15 protein-coding genes and 1 pseudogene are annotated in these 15,329 nt (G+C 33.2%); 3 read left to right on the forward strand and 13 right to left on the reverse strand.

Annotation, left to right across the window (positions count from 1 at the left end):
- Positions 1-890 (forward strand): response regulator (locus ACI9TV_RS08510; protein ID WP_415250353.1); only part of this gene is annotated, 890 nt, incomplete at its 5' end.
- Between the two features lie 2 nt (positions 891-892).
- Here ACI9TV_RS08510 and ACI9TV_RS08515 read toward each other — a convergent pair.
- The 6 genes from ACI9TV_RS08515 to ACI9TV_RS08540 form a co-directional block, all read right to left on the reverse strand.
- Entirely contained in the window at positions 893-1,231 is a 339-nt protein-coding gene (locus ACI9TV_RS08515) for a translation initiation factor (protein ID WP_415250354.1), read from the reverse strand.
- Complete coding sequence (locus ACI9TV_RS08520; protein ID WP_415250355.1) at positions 1,224-1,466, reverse strand: DUF1653 domain-containing protein; 243 nt, start codon at positions 1,464-1,466, stop codon at positions 1,224-1,226. The genes ACI9TV_RS08515 and ACI9TV_RS08520 overlap by 8 nt, the downstream gene beginning before the upstream one ends.
- Entirely contained in the window at positions 1,441-2,274 is an 834-nt protein-coding gene (locus ACI9TV_RS08525; RefSeq protein WP_415250356.1) for a DUF5718 family protein, read from the reverse strand. The genes ACI9TV_RS08520 and ACI9TV_RS08525 overlap by 26 nt, the downstream gene beginning before the upstream one ends.
- The gene (locus ACI9TV_RS08530; RefSeq protein WP_415250357.1) at positions 2,274-3,878 is read right to left on the reverse strand and encodes an ABC-F family ATP-binding cassette domain-containing protein; all 1,605 of its coding nucleotides are present in this window, start codon (positions 3,876-3,878) and stop codon (positions 2,274-2,276) included. The genes ACI9TV_RS08525 and ACI9TV_RS08530 overlap by 1 nt, the downstream gene beginning before the upstream one ends.
- Before the next feature lie 63 nt (positions 3,879-3,941).
- Positions 3,942-6,242 carry a methyl-accepting chemotaxis protein gene (locus tag ACI9TV_RS08535; protein ID WP_415250358.1) on the reverse strand — a complete coding sequence of 767 codons (2,301 nt, stop codon included), beginning with the start codon at positions 6,240-6,242 and terminating at the stop codon, positions 3,942-3,944.
- A 70-nt stretch (positions 6,243-6,312) separates the two neighbouring features.
- Positions 6,313-7,638 (reverse strand): FAD-dependent oxidoreductase, encoded by a 1,326-nt coding sequence (locus ACI9TV_RS08540; protein WP_415250391.1) that lies wholly within the window; start codon positions 7,636-7,638, stop codon positions 6,313-6,315.
- Between the two features lie 60 nt (positions 7,639-7,698).
- Here ACI9TV_RS08540 and ACI9TV_RS08545 point away from each other — a divergent pair, with 60 nt between their 5' ends.
- Positions 7,699-8,118: a GNAT family N-acetyltransferase gene (locus tag ACI9TV_RS08545; RefSeq protein WP_415250359.1), complete on the forward strand. Its 420-nt coding sequence runs from the start codon at positions 7,699-7,701 to the stop codon at positions 8,116-8,118.
- Between the two features lie 101 nt (positions 8,119-8,219).
- Here the strand turns inward: ACI9TV_RS08545 and ACI9TV_RS08550 are convergent.
- The 7 genes and pseudogenes from ACI9TV_RS08550 to ACI9TV_RS08580 form a co-directional block, all read right to left on the reverse strand.
- Positions 8,220-9,632, reverse strand: a pseudogene (locus ACI9TV_RS08550) (methyl-accepting chemotaxis protein); the annotation flags it as partial.
- Positions 9,633-9,668: 36 nt separating this feature from the next.
- A complete protein-coding gene (locus ACI9TV_RS08555) occupies positions 9,669-10,175 on the reverse strand; it encodes an SCO family protein (RefSeq protein WP_415250360.1) in 507 nt (168 codons plus the stop codon).
- A gap of 77 nt (positions 10,176-10,252) precedes the next feature.
- A complete protein-coding gene (locus ACI9TV_RS08560; RefSeq protein WP_415250361.1) occupies positions 10,253-10,606 on the reverse strand; it encodes a YchJ family protein in 354 nt (117 codons plus the stop codon).
- Positions 10,607-10,618: 12 nt separating this feature from the next.
- Complete coding sequence (locus ACI9TV_RS08565; protein ID WP_415250362.1) at positions 10,619-11,401, reverse strand: CheR family methyltransferase; 783 nt, start codon at positions 11,399-11,401, stop codon at positions 10,619-10,621.
- Positions 11,394-11,969, reverse strand: coding sequence for a chemotaxis protein CheB (locus ACI9TV_RS08570; protein WP_415250363.1), 576 nt, complete (start codon positions 11,967-11,969; stop codon positions 11,394-11,396). The genes ACI9TV_RS08565 and ACI9TV_RS08570 overlap by 8 nt, the downstream gene beginning before the upstream one ends.
- Entirely contained in the window at positions 11,950-13,989 is a 2,040-nt protein-coding gene (locus ACI9TV_RS08575) for a methyl-accepting chemotaxis protein (RefSeq protein WP_415250364.1), read from the reverse strand. The genes ACI9TV_RS08570 and ACI9TV_RS08575 overlap by 20 nt, the downstream gene beginning before the upstream one ends.
- Positions 13,990-14,221: 232 nt before the next feature.
- Positions 14,222-14,440, reverse strand: coding sequence for a cold-shock protein (locus ACI9TV_RS08580; RefSeq protein WP_415250365.1), 219 nt, complete (start codon positions 14,438-14,440; stop codon positions 14,222-14,224).
- A 252-nt stretch (positions 14,441-14,692) separates the two neighbouring features.
- On the opposite strand from ACI9TV_RS08580, the gene ACI9TV_RS08585 reads away from it, so the two are divergent.
- The gene (locus ACI9TV_RS08585; RefSeq protein WP_415250366.1) at positions 14,693-15,268 is read left to right on the forward strand and encodes a hypothetical protein; all 576 of its coding nucleotides are present in this window, start codon (positions 14,693-14,695) and stop codon (positions 15,266-15,268) included.
- Positions 15,269-15,329 lie beyond the last annotated feature (61 nt).

Raw genomic sequence — 15,329 nt, forward strand, 5'->3', positions numbered from 1 at the left:
AAAGTGAAGGACAAGATAGTCGAAAATTTGGTGGTACTGGACTAGGGCTATCTATATCTAAACGTTTATGTGAAATGATGGATGGAAAAATTTCTGTCAAAAGTCAAGAAAGAAAGGGCTCTATTTTTACAGTACATTTATATAATATAGATATATCATCTATGCTGGATGAAAAGCGTGTTGATGGAGAGTTAGCTCAAGATATGCGTAATATAATATTTGAAAAAGCAACAATTTTAGTTGTTGATGATATCCAAGACAATAGAGATCTAATCGTGAAAAACTTTGAAGACACAAATATAGAAATTATTACAGCAGTGAATGGGCTAGAAGCTATAGAGATGTATAAACAAGAGAAGCCAAATCTAATCTTGATGGATATTCGAATGCCTATTATGGATGGATATGAAGCAGCGGCAGCTATTAAAAAGATTGATAATGTTCCAATTATCGCATTAACTGCTTCAGTTATGGAGGATGAATATGAGAAATTAAAGAGAAAGAACTTTGATGATTATCTTAGAAAGCCAGTCCTACGTAATGATTTATTTTCAGCACTGAGTAATTATTTAGCATATGAAAGATTAGAGGTTGAAGATCAAGAGGAAGAACCAATACCACTGAGTGATAAAGCACGCAATAACCTACAAGAGATACAAAGAGCCTTAGCAGAGGATATTTTACCAATTCATACACTTGCACTCAAAAACAATAATATTCAAGATATTAAAACTTTAGCATCTCAAGTGAGTGGACTTGCAAGTAGTTATGATGTAGAAGTTCTTGATATATACGCTTCTAAGCTTTATGAGGCAATTGATGCTTTTGATATTATGAAGATAGAGACTTTACTCAAAGACTTCAATTTTATTGACGAACAACTCAAATAAGATTATTTTTTAAATCGAAACCCTTCTTGTTTAAGTAGCTCTTTGATTTTATCTTTAAGTTCCCCTTGAAATTCCATCCAGTTATCTTTATAGCTGCCACCACATCCAAGTTTTTTCTTGAGTGTTTTAAGTGTCGCTGTAGCATCAAGTTTAGGAAGGTTAAATTCGCCAACGAGGGTTACAGTCTTTCCTCTGCGTTTCTCTTTTTTAAATACTAAGAAGTGTTTAGATGGTTCTATGATTTCATCTGAAATTTGTGATTTTCGAGGGGACTGAACTTCTGCCCAACTATTGTCAATATCTGCACCTATGAAAAGGTCTAGTTTTTTACCTCTACTCATCTACTTCACCAATATATTTAAATCTTGGAACTATTTTTGAATCAACTTCTACCTTTTCAAAAAACATAGAGTAAGGACGTACCCATAAGTCTTCTTTGTCATACATGGTTTTGTAGAGTACTAAAGTTTCTTCACTCTCACTATGTGTAACTGTGTCCAAGACAAGATACCTAGGGCCTTTATAATGCTCATAGATGCCCTTTCTCAATTTAGAGTACCTTTTGTGAAAGTACACTCATAATTGAATGTTCATAAGAGCTATTTTCAACAGATTGAATAACTTCATCATGTGAAATTTCATCTCTATTGTAAACGATGATAATGACTTCATCTTTTTCTTTTAAAAATGTTCTTTCACCAAATTCCGTATAACGTGTAGCCCCGATACTGATGATTGCTTGTTCAGGATTTTCACACTCGATGATATATTCTTCTATTGCCTCAAGTGGTCCAAAATCTTCTTGTGTTACGAGTTGATTGAGTATCCAATCTGTTAGCTTTTCGTAAAAATAGCTATATCCACTAAGTGCAACATCTTCGCCATAAGCATGTACTTCACCATCACGTCTTAAAAAGGAAGCTATAGAGTAGTTATCCATAACTCCACCCTCTTCAAATTTATCTATCTCTATAAGAGTATTTGAAAAGCCCTTAGAGTCTTCACCCCAGTTTTTCTTGTCACTAATTTTATTTGCACCAGCTACCCGTATAGAACAATCATTGTATGCGCCAAAATATGTAGGAGTAATTTTAGAGAGTTTACCTGCAGTATATTCTAAATTACAAACAAGACCAACTTCTGGCTCTGCTTGAATATTTACATCTTTGTTTGGGAGTCTAATATACTCACAAGAAAGAGGGTAGGTGCTAAGTGCTTTTTTTGCAGAAGTAGGTCTTGGAAGATAAAAAGGAAATATTCCCTTAGGAGCTGCTTCATCTTGCGTAATAATATCTTTAAACTCTTCTAATTCACCCGCTTGTGCTAAGTGAAGAGCAAAGTTTCCGGCTATACCGAGACCAAGAAACTTTTTATACTTTGGCATTAAATTTGACCAGCTGCTTTGGCTTCTGCAAATTCTTCATATGTACCTTTAAAGTCAGTAAAAGAACCATCAGCATGAAGCTCAATAATTCTAGAAGCAAATGCGTCAAGTAACTCACGGTCATGAGATACACAGATAACATTTCCTTTAAATTCAAGGAGTCCTTCACCTAGTGCAACAATAGCTTCAAGGTCAAGGTGATTTGATGGTTCATCAAGTACTAAAAAGTTTCCACCCTCCAGCATCATTTTTGAAAGCATCATTCTATGTTTTTCCCCACCAGAGATACTAACGACACCTTTTTCTTGTTGTTCACCATTAAATAGCATACGTCCAAGGCAGTTACGAATTTCAGCAATATCACGCTTAGGATCATATGCTCGTAACCAATCATAAAGTGTACCATCACCTTCAATTATGTCAGCAGTGTCTTGTGGGAAGTAAGAGTTCTCAATCGTAGCACCCCATTTCACTTCACCACTTGCAGGTTTCATCTCTTCCATTAAGATTTTAAGAAGTGTAGATTTTCCAACACCATTTCCACCGATAAGTGCGACTTTTTCGCCTGGCTCAAATTTTAAAGTTACATCTTTAAGAACTTCATTATCTCCATAAGAGTGAGAAATATTGTTTACTTCTAAAGCTTCACCACCCATAATTCGTTTTGCTTTAAATACAATACTTGGATCTCTACGAGACGATGGCTTAATGTCTTCAAATTCCATTTTATCAAGTTTTCTTTGACGAGATGTTGCTTGTTTCGCTTTTGATGCATTTGCAGAGAAACGACGAACGAAAGCTTCTAGTTCATCTTTTTCTTTTATCTGTTTAGCAGAGTCCAGTTCAAGTTGTTTTGCCATTATGTTTGCAGCGATATACCAGTCGTCATACGTACCAGTAAATTCACGTATTTTTTGATAATCAACATCGAGTATATTTGTTACTACAGCATTTAAAAAGTGTCTATCGTGAGAGATAACCACAAGTGTACCTTCGTGACGTTTAAGCTGGTTTTCTAACCATGTAATGGTCTCGATATCTTGATTATTTGTAGGCTCATCGAGAAATAGTACATCTGGTTTAGGATATAAAACTTGTGCAAGAAGTACTTTGAATTTATCAGCTGAATCTAGCGTGCTCATAAGCTCTTGATGTTTATCTGCAGGAATTCCAACATTTTCTAAGATCTTACCGATATTTACATCGTACTCATACGTTGGATCTTCTTCAACAGAGATCACTTCTAAATCTGCAAGACGATTGTTTGTCGCATCATCTTCAAAGTCACCATTTACATAAAGATCTTCTTTTTCTTTGATAGCATCATAAAGACGTTTATTCCCAAAAAGAACAGCATCAGCAATAGTATAATCTTCAAAAGCAAATTGATTTTGTCCTAAAACGCCAACTTTATTTGCTTTAGGGATAACAACTTCACCTTCAAATTCATTAATTTTACCACTAAGAATATTTAAAAATGTAGTTTTTCCGGCACCATTAGCACCAATAAGCCCGTAACGTTTATGACGGTCTAGTTTGAGGTTGATATCTTGAAATAGAACTCTATTCCCGTATCTCATTATTAAGTTTTGTACTGTTACCATGCATTATTCTCTTATGAATTAATTTTTCGCATTATATCTAAGAGTTGTTTAAATGATGATTATCTAAGAAATATCACTATCTCTTGGTCGTGTTCTCTTTTCTGTTTTATAGCCTTGAAGCAAGTCATTTAAATTAGTTGACATTTGTGTGAGTTGTGAAGAAGCGCTAGATATTTCATCTATAGTATCTTTATTTTCATTGGAAATATGTTCAATTCTTGAAACTTTTCCTATCATAGATTCGATTGATTTTGAGTTAGATATATATCCGTTTACAGTTTCATCAACTTGAGTAATAGATACTTCAATAGCCTCTACGCTAGAGTTAATGTCAGTCTCTGTCTGGTTGGCATTTTGAGATAATTTTTCTATTGTTTTTGCATTTCTAGACATATTTTCACTTGCATCATTGATGGATTGAACAATGACACTTATAGTACTGTTGATTTCTGCAAGTGATTTTTGTGTACGCTCTGCAAGTTTTCTTACTTCATCTGCAACAACAGCAAAACCACGCCCATGTTCACCAGCGCGAGCAGCCTCGATAGCAGCATTAAGCGCTAATAGGTTTGTTTGGTCTGCAATATCTGAAATAACAGTTAACACATCTTTTACTTGTGCTGCATCATGAGAGAGTTGTTCGAGTTTATGAGATAGTTCCAGCTCATCTTGAGAACTTTGTTCTATGGAGTTTGCAAGGTTAACTATTTGTGTATTTACCCCTTTAAGTGTCTTTCCAGTTGCATTTATATTTTCTTTAGTATCTTTGGCTTGTTCTATTGAGACACCTAAAATATCTTGAATATTTTTTCCTTGAACACAAACTTCATGAACAATATCACTCTCTTCGTTTGCTTTACTTTTCATTGTTACAGATGCTCCTGATAAAGTTTGTGCAATTTCCAAGTTTCGTGAAGATGTTGATGTCGCTTCTGCAACTGTGATACGAACTTTTTCAATAAACTCGTTAATATTTACGGCTACTTCAGATATTTCATCACCTTGTGGTACAATAATTCTTGCTGTTAAATCCCCGTCTCCCTTTGCTAAGTCATAAGTAGTGTCTTGGAGAGTTTCTAGCTTAGACATAATCATTTTTTGAATAGAAAATAAAGAAACCATTACAATGAGAATAATTAAAATTATTGTGCCAATTAATGTAAGAATAAATTTTTCACTTGCACCTTTAAGTGCCTCATCTATATCTATTTTTACAACAATAGCCCATTTCTTACCATATATTTCTAGAGGAGCATAGGAAGTAATTACTTCATGCCCTTTATAATCAATAGCTACTACCGTGCTACTTTCTCCCAAAAGTGCCAACTGTGTAGCTTTGGTGTCCACTTTAAAGAAACCAGATGTTGTAGTATTTTGCTTGACGTCAGGGTCATTTATTGTTTGTGAAAATCTAGATTTACTTCTCATAATGCTATCTTCACCAACCAAGTAGGCTTCACCTGTTTGTCCAAGACCAACTTTGTCATACTCATTATTAAAGTTCATGATTTCATCTACTCTATTCATTGGAAATTGAAATATGATAGAACCTTCATAGTCACTTTTAAAGTAAATTGGCATGGCCATGAATGCCATTTTTTTATTTAAACTTGGTTCATAGTTAGAGATATCTTCAACCGCAACACCGCCTGGCTTAAGTTTTTGACTCTTTCTAAAAATTCTTCCTAACCCAGAATCTTTATAAGGACCTTTAATAAGGTTAGTTCCATAATCAGCGTTCTTATATATACTGTAGATAACCGCACCACTAGGATTAACTATATAGACATCTTCACGACCGAATTTTTTAAGCATTGTTATTAAACTAAGGTGTTCTTGTAGGTGAACGTCTGAGTAGGGATCTTTATACTTCATATTTGCGATAAATTTATGTTTTTCATTGAATTTTTTTGTATTTTGAACAAGATATAAGTATTGGGCTATGATTCCCGAAGTTGTTGTAGGTATGTACTGCTCAACTTGCCTCTTTTGGGGAGACCCATCGATAGAGTAATCAATTTTTGGTAGATATGTTTGCTCATAATATTTTTTCAAGGCCAATTTTGCTTCATCTATGTCAATATCTAGATCTTCAAAGCCCTCGAATCCTTCATCTAAAGCCCAGAGAAGACGAGAAGTTTTGTTTGTTGAAGTCTTAGCTTCCATGATATTTTGTATCTGTGTAAAGTAGTCTTTAAGATGCTGAATTTTAGAAATCTTAATAGAACTCATTTGAGCCATTCTAGTATTTAGAATCTCATCTTTTGCACCTTTGGCAGCCCAAAAAGCTACCCCGAAACCTAAAAGAATCATAGCGCTAACTATTAACAGTCCCATCCTGATTTTTATGCTCTTAAAATTCATATATTCAACCCCTTGATATATTATTAATTGTGATAATGTATCACATTAAAGCTTAAAAAAATCTACATTTTTAAGTGACTAATTCATTATTGAACTTTTTGACGTTAAAAGTGGCATTTAAGTGCTTGCAGATTAGTTCTGTGTCAGTAAAGGCATTCCCTAAGCAGCTTGTTGCTCCTGGTGATGGTGTCATATTAAAGACAATTCCTTCTCCTGTTTCTATCTTTGCTTCACCGAGAAAAAGTTTTTTTGTTTTTTTATCTATAACTTGAGGACGAAGACCACCAACTCCTTCAGCAAATTCTATGTCGTCTTCAGTCATGAATGGAACTATTTTTCGAACTTCTTTTGCAAAAAGTTTTTTTCTAATTCCCGGTACTTCATAAAGGAAATTTTTGATTGCATACTCACGAATATCTGCATCATGCATTAAGTCATAAAAAACTTCTAAAACTTCTGTTGAAGGAGCCAGAGTTTCTAGGAAATCTATAAAATGAGCATGATGATAACGTTCTAATTTTGGAAGGACAATAGCAGTAGGTCCAAAACGGATAATATTTCCTTTAACGATGTCAGGATCACCATGAATAGCTGCAAACGGTAACTTAGGATTTTGAATAGTATATACTTTAGATTTGAGTGAATCAATTTTAGAGTAGTAGAAACTTCCACCTACTGGTAAACATGAAAAATCAAGACCATGCCCCATTCTATGTGCAAGTAAAAGAGAGTGTGCTCCAGCATCAACAACTACATAATCAGCATAAAAATGTTCACCATCAATGCTAAGCTCAAACTTATCACCAATTTTTTTAATGTCTACCACTTCTTTGTTGAGGAATACTTCACAGTTAGGATTTTCCATTTTTGCATTGTGTACAAATGTTTTAGATATTTCACCAAAATCTACAGAACTCCATCTTTTGTTAGTTCCCATTGCCGCAATGTTTTCGTTTTCATCCCGTCCTTTGAGTAATGCAGGCTCGATTTGCGCTAATGCCTCTTTATCCCAGTACTCCATATACGGAAATTCATCTTTAAATTCCTCATATCTATCTTTAATGAATTCCACTTCTTCATCTCCAACTCCAAGAGCCATTTTTGGAGTTTTGAACATGTGTATATTTTCATAGCCATAAAGTAATCCATAATTCTCAACCATACTTGCAGTTCTATTTGTAATCTTAGCTTTTTCCAAAGTGTAGTTTGTTTCTATATCTCCACAGTGAAGAGTTTGAGAATTACCTTTTGCGTTAGAATTAAGTGTTGATAATTCACTATATTTTTCAAAAAGAGCAATATCTTTGATATCTGTATATTTAGCGAGAGTGTACATTAGAGCAGTACCAGAGATACCTCCTCCAACAATGACGACATTATAGTGGTGTTTTTTTATCATGTATTACCTTATATATATTAATTACTCTATTGTAACAAATTTAGTATAAAATACCATATGCAAATAAGAGAATTAGATTTAAAAGAACTATATATAGTATATGATGTAATTAAACAATTAAGAGTTGAGCTTTGCTACAAAGAGTTTGAAGACTTAGTGTACGATATGCGTCATATGGAGTATAAAATGATTGGGATTATGGATGGTGAAGTACTGGTTACTTATGCTGGTGTTGGAGTGCAAACAAATCTTTATCATAAAAGACATTTGTATGTTTTTGATTTAGTGACAGATGAAAAATACCGTTCTCAAAAATATGGCGCGATGATGTTAGAGTATCTTATAGACTATGCAAAAGTTGGGATGTGTGAGAACATTGTTTTATCATCTGGATTTGAAAAAGAGGGCGCCCATAGATTCTATGAATCTAATGGCTTTACAAAAAAAAGTTTTGTGTTTTTAAAAACACTTTTTTAATGAAACTTCTTATGAGATAAGTCTTTAATTACATCATCTGAGATTAAAGAAAGCTCTTTAGCAACGTTTGTGACATAATCAGCTATTTCAATATTTTCTTTAGAAATAGAACCTAAATTACCTATTGATGTATTCATTTCATTGGTACTACTTGATTGTTCTTGAATATTTGAATTAATATCATTAATAGATTGAATGAGAGTATTTACACTTACGTTAATTTCAGCGAGAGATTTTTGTGTTCTCTCCGCAAGTTTACGTACTTCATCAGCAACTACGGCAAATCCACGACCATGTTCCCCTGCTCGAGCAGCTTCAATAGCAGCATTTAATGCAAGTAGATTAGTTTGTTCAGCAATATCTTTTATGACCTGGATTACACTTTTAATATCTTCAGATTGAGAGTTTACTTGGTTAGATCGCTCCATCGTTTCTTCAATACTCTGGGAGATAATATTAATTGTTTGTGTTGTTTCATCTAAGTTTTGTGCCTGTTGTGTAGAAGTATGACTGAGTTGTTCAACATGCTCAATGAGGTTATCAGAACTTACTTTTAAAGACTCTGCTTGTTGGGAACTTTCTGTTAACATTTTGGATATATCAAGGCCCACTTGGTTTACCATATTTTCTATTTTTCCATTTGGGTTAGGAATGCTATTTGTAAAGTTCATTTGTATAAATGCAGAGAGACTTGAGACGATTGTATTGATGTCTTTACCAATTTCTGATTCTAGTGTATCGAGCATATCGTTGATGACATTCTTTAAATTACTGATAGCTTCATCACTTGTTGATCCGTGGATCCGTGTATTTAAAAATCCATTTTGTATGTTTTGTGCTACTTCTATAGTTTCGTTAATGATCCCTGCATTTGCAGACGCTTCATTTTCTAATTTTTGTACATTTAAAGAAGATTCAGCTTCCATCTTTTTATTTTCTAAAAACTGTTTAGTATTTCCAATGACAATGAAAAATAAACCAATTAATTCGACAACAACTAAAAGAATATGTAAAATAGCAATTCCCCAATTACATGCACCACTAAAGAAAAGTATTGGAGCACCCATCACTTCCATACCGTTTAATTGTAAGTATGTAAAAAGAAGATGGGAAACAACCCCTGCAACAGCAGCAGAAAGTAAAGGAGTGATATCTTTGTACATGGCTAAAAATGCAAGCATACAAAAATATAAAAAATGCATTTCAATTAAGCCAAGTTGTTGTTGTACTATTATAGTAGGAAAAATCATAAAAATAATACCAAATAGTATGCGAGAAATTATAGTACCTTTAAAAACAAAGTAAGCGATAGCTGCAATTGCTAAAGTGATTCCTCCTGCAACAACACCTAATATATAAGTATTATAAGTATAAGCACTTATGAGTGAAGTGGATAAAAAAGATAGGATAGATATGATAAACATCATTTTATCTGCTTTAATGAAGTCAATGCGTAAAGCCTCTTTTGTTTGAGAAGACAGAGCCGGGTTAAACTGGGGAAATAATCTTAACATACGTATACCTTAATTATTAATTTTTATTATTCTTCTTTATAGTAGGTTTTTTTCTTTTAAGATATGCTGAATATCTTCAATAATAAGTGTTTTGTTAAAAGGTCTTGTTGTATAAATGTATTTTTGTATGTAGTTCTTATTATTTTTAACTAAAAGATAAAGATGACCGGAATGATTTATATCAAACTTATTTGTAAGCGACTTTGTATATGCAATGTTCATTGTGTTACTCAGTTGTTGTAGCTCATTTGCGTTGAGGTATATTCCCTGAAACTCTTTGTTAAAATGTTTCGCAAAAATTGCAGGCATTTCCTTTTGATTTAAATCCTGAAGATTAACAAAATATACTTCAATATTTTTATTGTTAACTTGATTATATATTTGAGCTATCTCACTCATAGCAGGAGTACAAATATTTTCGCACCCTACGTATCCAAAGTATAAAAGTAGAATTTTAGAATTTTCATTTTTCAAAAATTTTAAATCAAGGAGTATTTCTTTATGTAACTTTCCTGCTGATTTACCTAGATAGAATTGAGGCATTCCTATTAAAATAATGAAAATAAGAGAAAATAGAATTAAGGAGTAACCAAATATTTTTTTGTATATTGACATTGCTTTTAAGAACAACACTTTTTGAACTTTTTCCCACTGCCACATGGGCACAAATCATTGCTATTTATTTTAGAAGGGTAGAGTGTTCCATCTTGGTACTTCCAAACATTATCTACTCTAATAAAGGTACTTTTTTCATGAAGTACTTCTATTATATTTTCATGTTTATAATAAGCTTTAAACTCTACTACATTGTCATATGCTTTTATCACATCAAGTTTTAACCAAGTGAGAGAGGGCGAAGTAGATAGTTCTTCTATCGTTTGATTGATTGAAGTATTTGCAATATATTGCCAATCTTCTCTAATAAATGCATCATAACGACTACGCATTAATTCTTCAGGGGTATTTACATTCATTGTGTCTTAACCTTAAAAGAGATCAGCATGACCAAAAAAGACATCATGGTCATTGTCTTTTCGTAACTTTTCTAAAATAGCTTTCGCTTTGAGTTTTGTTTCTTTGTCAAAATATATGAGCATATTTCTTGAAAAGACGAAGTCAAAACTACCTATGTCTTTGAAAGAACTATCAAAGATATTTGTAATCTTAAAGGAGATAAGAGATTTTATAGTATCTTTTAGTCTATAGGTAGATGCATCTTTTATAAAGTATTTAGAAATTATAGCATCTGAGAGGTTTCTAACATTTCTTTGCGTGTATAGGGCAGTTTTTGCTTTTTGTATCGCATCTGCATTTATATCTATCCCAAGTATATGAAACTTACTTGGAGAAACACCAGCCTCTAATAATGCAATAGCAATACTATAAGGTTCTTCACCAGTTGCTGAAGGTGCACATAAAATATCTATATGAGATGAGGGAGATTCTTTTACAAGTTTTACTAACTGATGTATCTGTTTGAGTTCTCTATAAAAATATGTTTCATTGGTGGTTAAATGATCAATAAGTTCTTGTCTAAGTGAGGGAAGTGACTGTACATCGGATAATAGTTGAGTATAAGATGCAATAGCTCTTTTTTTACAAAAGCCACTTACTTTAGAATTGAGTATACTTATCTGTGTATCAAAGGTAATCCCAGTTTCATTATGAAAATAATTTGCAATAATCTCTACATTTGAATAATCTTCTATATACTCATCTGTATCTACAAAATCCTCTATCGGTTTTTTCTTTTTAAAAAAATTAAACATCACAAAACTCACTTATTGTTGTAATTATCTCACTCATTTCTTTTATCTGTATATTTGGGACTAATGCTCTTGCTCTGTTTGGCATACCATCTACAATAGCACTGTTCTCACTCTCGGTTATACATATAGCACTATGCTTACTCAGCTCTTTGCAGCCTTCAACACCATCACTTCCAATACCTGTTAATATAACAGATAAAATTTGAGTCCTCTTAGATAAGGGCACAAAGGATAAAAATAAAGTATTAATATCTGGATTGTAAGAATCCTTGGATGACTGAGAGATAGTAAATATCAAAGAGCTACAATTCAACTGTGTTGTTCCTTGTACCACGTAAATGGTGTTGGACTCAAAGCTTTGTTTATTTTGTATCATCATAACTTTATTTTCTGTGACACTTTGTAATCTTGATGCGAAACTCTCTTGAAAACCATGAACCATATGTTGTGCAATAACGATACTGGTATCTTGTAATGGAGGTAAGAAAGAGAGTATCTTCTCAATTTGCCCAGGCCCCCCGGTAGAGGCACCTATAAGGATGAGTTTTTTAGGTATGACAGATTTCAAGTTTTGTGTTTAATTCATCTGTGAGAGTGTTGAGGTGCTCAGCTGCTGCAGCAATTTCTTCAACACTACGTGCATTTGTTGATGAAATTACATTGATCTCTTCAACCTTAGATACTATTTCTTCCACATCTTTACCTGTTTGTGCAAAGTCTTGTACAGTTTTGTCACTAGCGATAACGGCCTCATTTACAATGTCAACACTTTCATTAATTTTATTTTCAACATCTTGGGCAAGACTTGCTAATTCTTGAATATCCTTGGAATTATTATTCATATTTGTAGAAGCATCACCTATTGATTGAACAACAACATTAATAGTAGCATTAATCTCAGATAATGTTTTTTGTGTACGCTCAGCCAGTTTACGAACTTCATCTGCAACAACAGCAAATCCACGACCATGTTCACCCGCGCGAGCAGCTTCGATAGCTGCATTTAATGCGAGTAAATTTGTTTGGTCCGCAATGTCAGATATAATGGTAAGAACAGTTTTTACTTCACTTGCATCTTTAGACAAAGATTCCATATTGTGGGCAAGTTCTTCTTCTGCTTGGGCTGTTTCTTGGACTTTTGAAGTTAGAGATACAATATCCTGTCTCGCTATTTTTAAGTTTTCATTTGCTTTTATAATATCTTCTTTACTTTCTTGTGCATCAGCAATAGAAGTGACAATTTCATTTTGGATAGTTTTTGCTTGAAATGTCGCTTCTTCTATGATGACAACAGAGCTTTCCACATTATTTCCAACTCTTGTTGCTGTAGTTGAGAGTTCATGTGAAATTGAAGCATTTTCGGTAGAAGATTGCTTCGCAGTTGCAACTATTTTCTGCAGAGAATCGATGAGTGTATTAAAGCTATTACCCATTTGCATTATCTCTTGTGGAGCATTTGTATCTACTCTTTGTGTTATATCATGCTTATTTGACATCATCAAGATAGTGTCTTTAAATTTATTTAACGGTTTAATTACACTTACAGAGATAATGATAAATGCAATAATAAGAACAACAATTACAATGAAAGCACCGGCAATAATGAGGGAATTTCTTATGCCATTAGGAGTGATTAGTACTTCTGCTTCATCTATTTCAGAAAGAATTGCCCAGTGTAAATCTTCCCCGACTTTAATCGGTGAATAAGAAGATAAAACAGGGTTTCCGTTATAATCGATTACTATCTCTGTATCTGTTTTTCCTTGAAGAGCATTTCTACTTGCCACTGTATCTACTTTTGTATTGTTTGCGAATGAAGCTTGGAGACTATGGCCTTTTGGATCGAGGAAGCTATCACTTCTCATGAGTTCATCTTTACCAACTAGGTAGTCTTCTTGAGAATCTCCATATCCTGTTCTATATTGCATTATGTCATTAATACTTTTATCGGAGATTTGAAATACTAAAACTGATCTCATTTCTCCATCTATATATACAGGTGCACCTAAAAACATTGCAGGGGCATCAGCAGATGGAGCATAAGGAGCCATATCAACAAATACAGGACGCTTAAGCTCTACAACTTTCTTCCAAACTTCTCCTAGCCCACTTGTTTTAAGACTCCCCCTCCCAACATTTTCACCATAGTCAGATTCTTTAGCTTGTGAATACATAACATGACCATGTTTTGCACAGATGACAAAAAGATCATAGTAACCATACTCTTTGGCATAACTTTGAAAAAAGTTTTCATGTCTGGATGTCTTTTCTTGTACTAAGGTATGTGTTACAGGATAATTATTTGTTGCAGTTACTTCAAGTTCTTTATGAACAAATATAAGGTCATGAACAAGTTCTTTTACATCAGCACTTTTAGCGAGGACATTGATATCCCCAATTCTTTCTGCAAAGAATTTTTGAATTTGATTCGCTTTAGAGTCTCTTGCTGATGTTAACCCATTATAACTTTTTTGAATAAGAGCATTTTTACTGGTATTGACAGCATAAATGGTTAGAACAGTTGATAATACTATAAGGGAAATAGTAACTAAAGATATGATTTGCATTTTAATGGATATATTTTTCATAACAACTCCTAGGTTGTAAGTAGGTTTAAGGTGACTATACATCATATTAGTGTTATTTGTAGGAGAATAAAAAAAGAATAATAAAAAAGTAACAAAAAAGTAACAAAAAAGTAACAAAAAAATAGTAGTGTGAAATTTGGATAAGTAAAAGTTATAAAATTAAATAGATTTTCTAGAAGAGGAGAAGATAAATTACAGGTAAAGAGCCTGTAATTTAAACAGTGTGTAAGTCCTAAAGTGGAGTTACGTTCTCAGCTTGAGGGCCTTTTTGACCTTCACCAACTTCGAAAGTAACTTTTTGACCTTCAGCTAAAGAAACACGACCATGACCAGAGTTGTTAACTTGACGGAAATGTACGAATACATCTTTTCCACCATTGTCTTGCTCTATGAAACCATAACCTTTTTCTTCGTTAAACCATTTAACTGAACCGTCTTGTAATTCTGCCATCGTAATACCTTTTTGTATAAAATAATCACTTCATTGTAGAAGTGGAGTCGAAATTTGGAGAGTCTTTAGGTAACAATTGAGCAAAATTACAAAATCACACACTAAAGATGAACTTTTAATCCTCATCTTTCATCAAAATAATTATATCGAATTTGAGAGATAATATGCAAGTAATTTTTAAATTTTAAATTTTAAATTTATTTGTCGATATTATAAGGAAGAATAATAAGCCCAAAATAAAAAGGATTAGTTATGAACATAAATGCAAAAATGCCTACACCCAATATAAATGTAGGTAATATAGCTAAGACAAAAATAGACGAAGCAGGGTACAAGGACATACAAACCAACTTTACTCAAAAGATTTCCAAAGAAGAAGCACTTGAAATTAGAGCACAAATTTCTGAAAATTCTAAAGCTATTATGTTTGATTCTACATCACTTCAAGCAACTGTTGTTAGAACAAATAACAATTCAGTTGATATGTATAGTCAATTCCAAGGTTTTTTACAAGATGTTGGATATTCAGGAAAACCTATCGGAGATCTTTCGCAAAATGAAGCAGCCCAACTTGTAAGTGAAGATGGAATATTTGGAATTACTCAAACTTCAGAGCGTATTGCTAATTTTGTTATAAATGGTGCTGGTGGTGATGAAGATAAGTTACGTGCTGGTCGTGCGGGAATGATTCAGGGATTTAAAGAAGCTGAAGCGATGTGGGGAGGTAAACTTCCTGAAATTTCGCAAAAAACTATGCAGGCATCCATAGAAATGGTTGACAAGGTCATGATGGGATTCGGTTTTTCTCTCCTCAATCAAGAAGCATAGAGTTAAGTGATGTATATTTAATCAGAAATTAATACATTCATTTTTTATATATGGTTATAAT

It is taken from the genome of Sulfurimonas sp. (genome assembly GCF_047622445.1).
Lineage (GTDB): Bacteria > Campylobacterota > Campylobacteria > Campylobacterales > Sulfurimonadaceae > Sulfurimonas.

Excerpts from the sequence above, each read along its gene's own strand:
- ACI9TV_RS08515 (WP_415250354.1), bottom strand. The coding sequence starts at position 1,231 with ATGAGTAGAGGTAAAAAACTAGACCTTTTCATAGGTGCAGATATTGAC.
- ACI9TV_RS08525 (WP_415250356.1), bottom strand. The coding sequence starts at position 2,274 with ATGCCAAAGTATAAAAAGTTTCTTGGTCTCGGTATAGCCGGAAACTTT.
- ACI9TV_RS08530 (WP_415250357.1), bottom strand. The coding sequence starts at position 3,878 with ATGGTAACAGTACAAAACTTAATAATGAGATACGGGAATAGAGTTCTA.
- ACI9TV_RS08535 (WP_415250358.1), bottom strand. The coding sequence starts at position 6,242 with ATGAATTTTAAGAGCATAAAAATCAGGATGGGACTGTTAATAGTTAGC.
- ACI9TV_RS08545 (WP_415250359.1), top strand. The coding sequence starts at position 7,699 with ATGCAAATAAGAGAATTAGATTTAAAAGAACTATATATAGTATATGAT.
- ACI9TV_RS08555 (WP_415250360.1), bottom strand. The coding sequence starts at position 10,175 with ATGCCTCAATTCTATCTAGGTAAATCAGCAGGAAAGTTACATAAAGAA.
- ACI9TV_RS08560 (WP_415250361.1), bottom strand. The coding sequence starts at position 10,606 with ATGAATGTAAATACCCCTGAAGAATTAATGCGTAGTCGTTATGATGCA.
- ACI9TV_RS08565 (WP_415250362.1), bottom strand. The coding sequence starts at position 11,401 with ATGTTTAATTTTTTTAAAAAGAAAAAACCGATAGAGGATTTTGTAGAT.
- ACI9TV_RS08575 (WP_415250364.1), bottom strand. The coding sequence starts at position 13,989 with ATGAAAAATATATCCATTAAAATGCAAATCATATCTTTAGTTACTATT.
- ACI9TV_RS08580 (WP_415250365.1), bottom strand. The coding sequence starts at position 14,440 with ATGGCAGAATTACAAGACGGTTCAGTTAAATGGTTTAACGAAGAAAAA.
- ACI9TV_RS08585 (WP_415250366.1), top strand. The coding sequence starts at position 14,693 with ATGAACATAAATGCAAAAATGCCTACACCCAATATAAATGTAGGTAAT.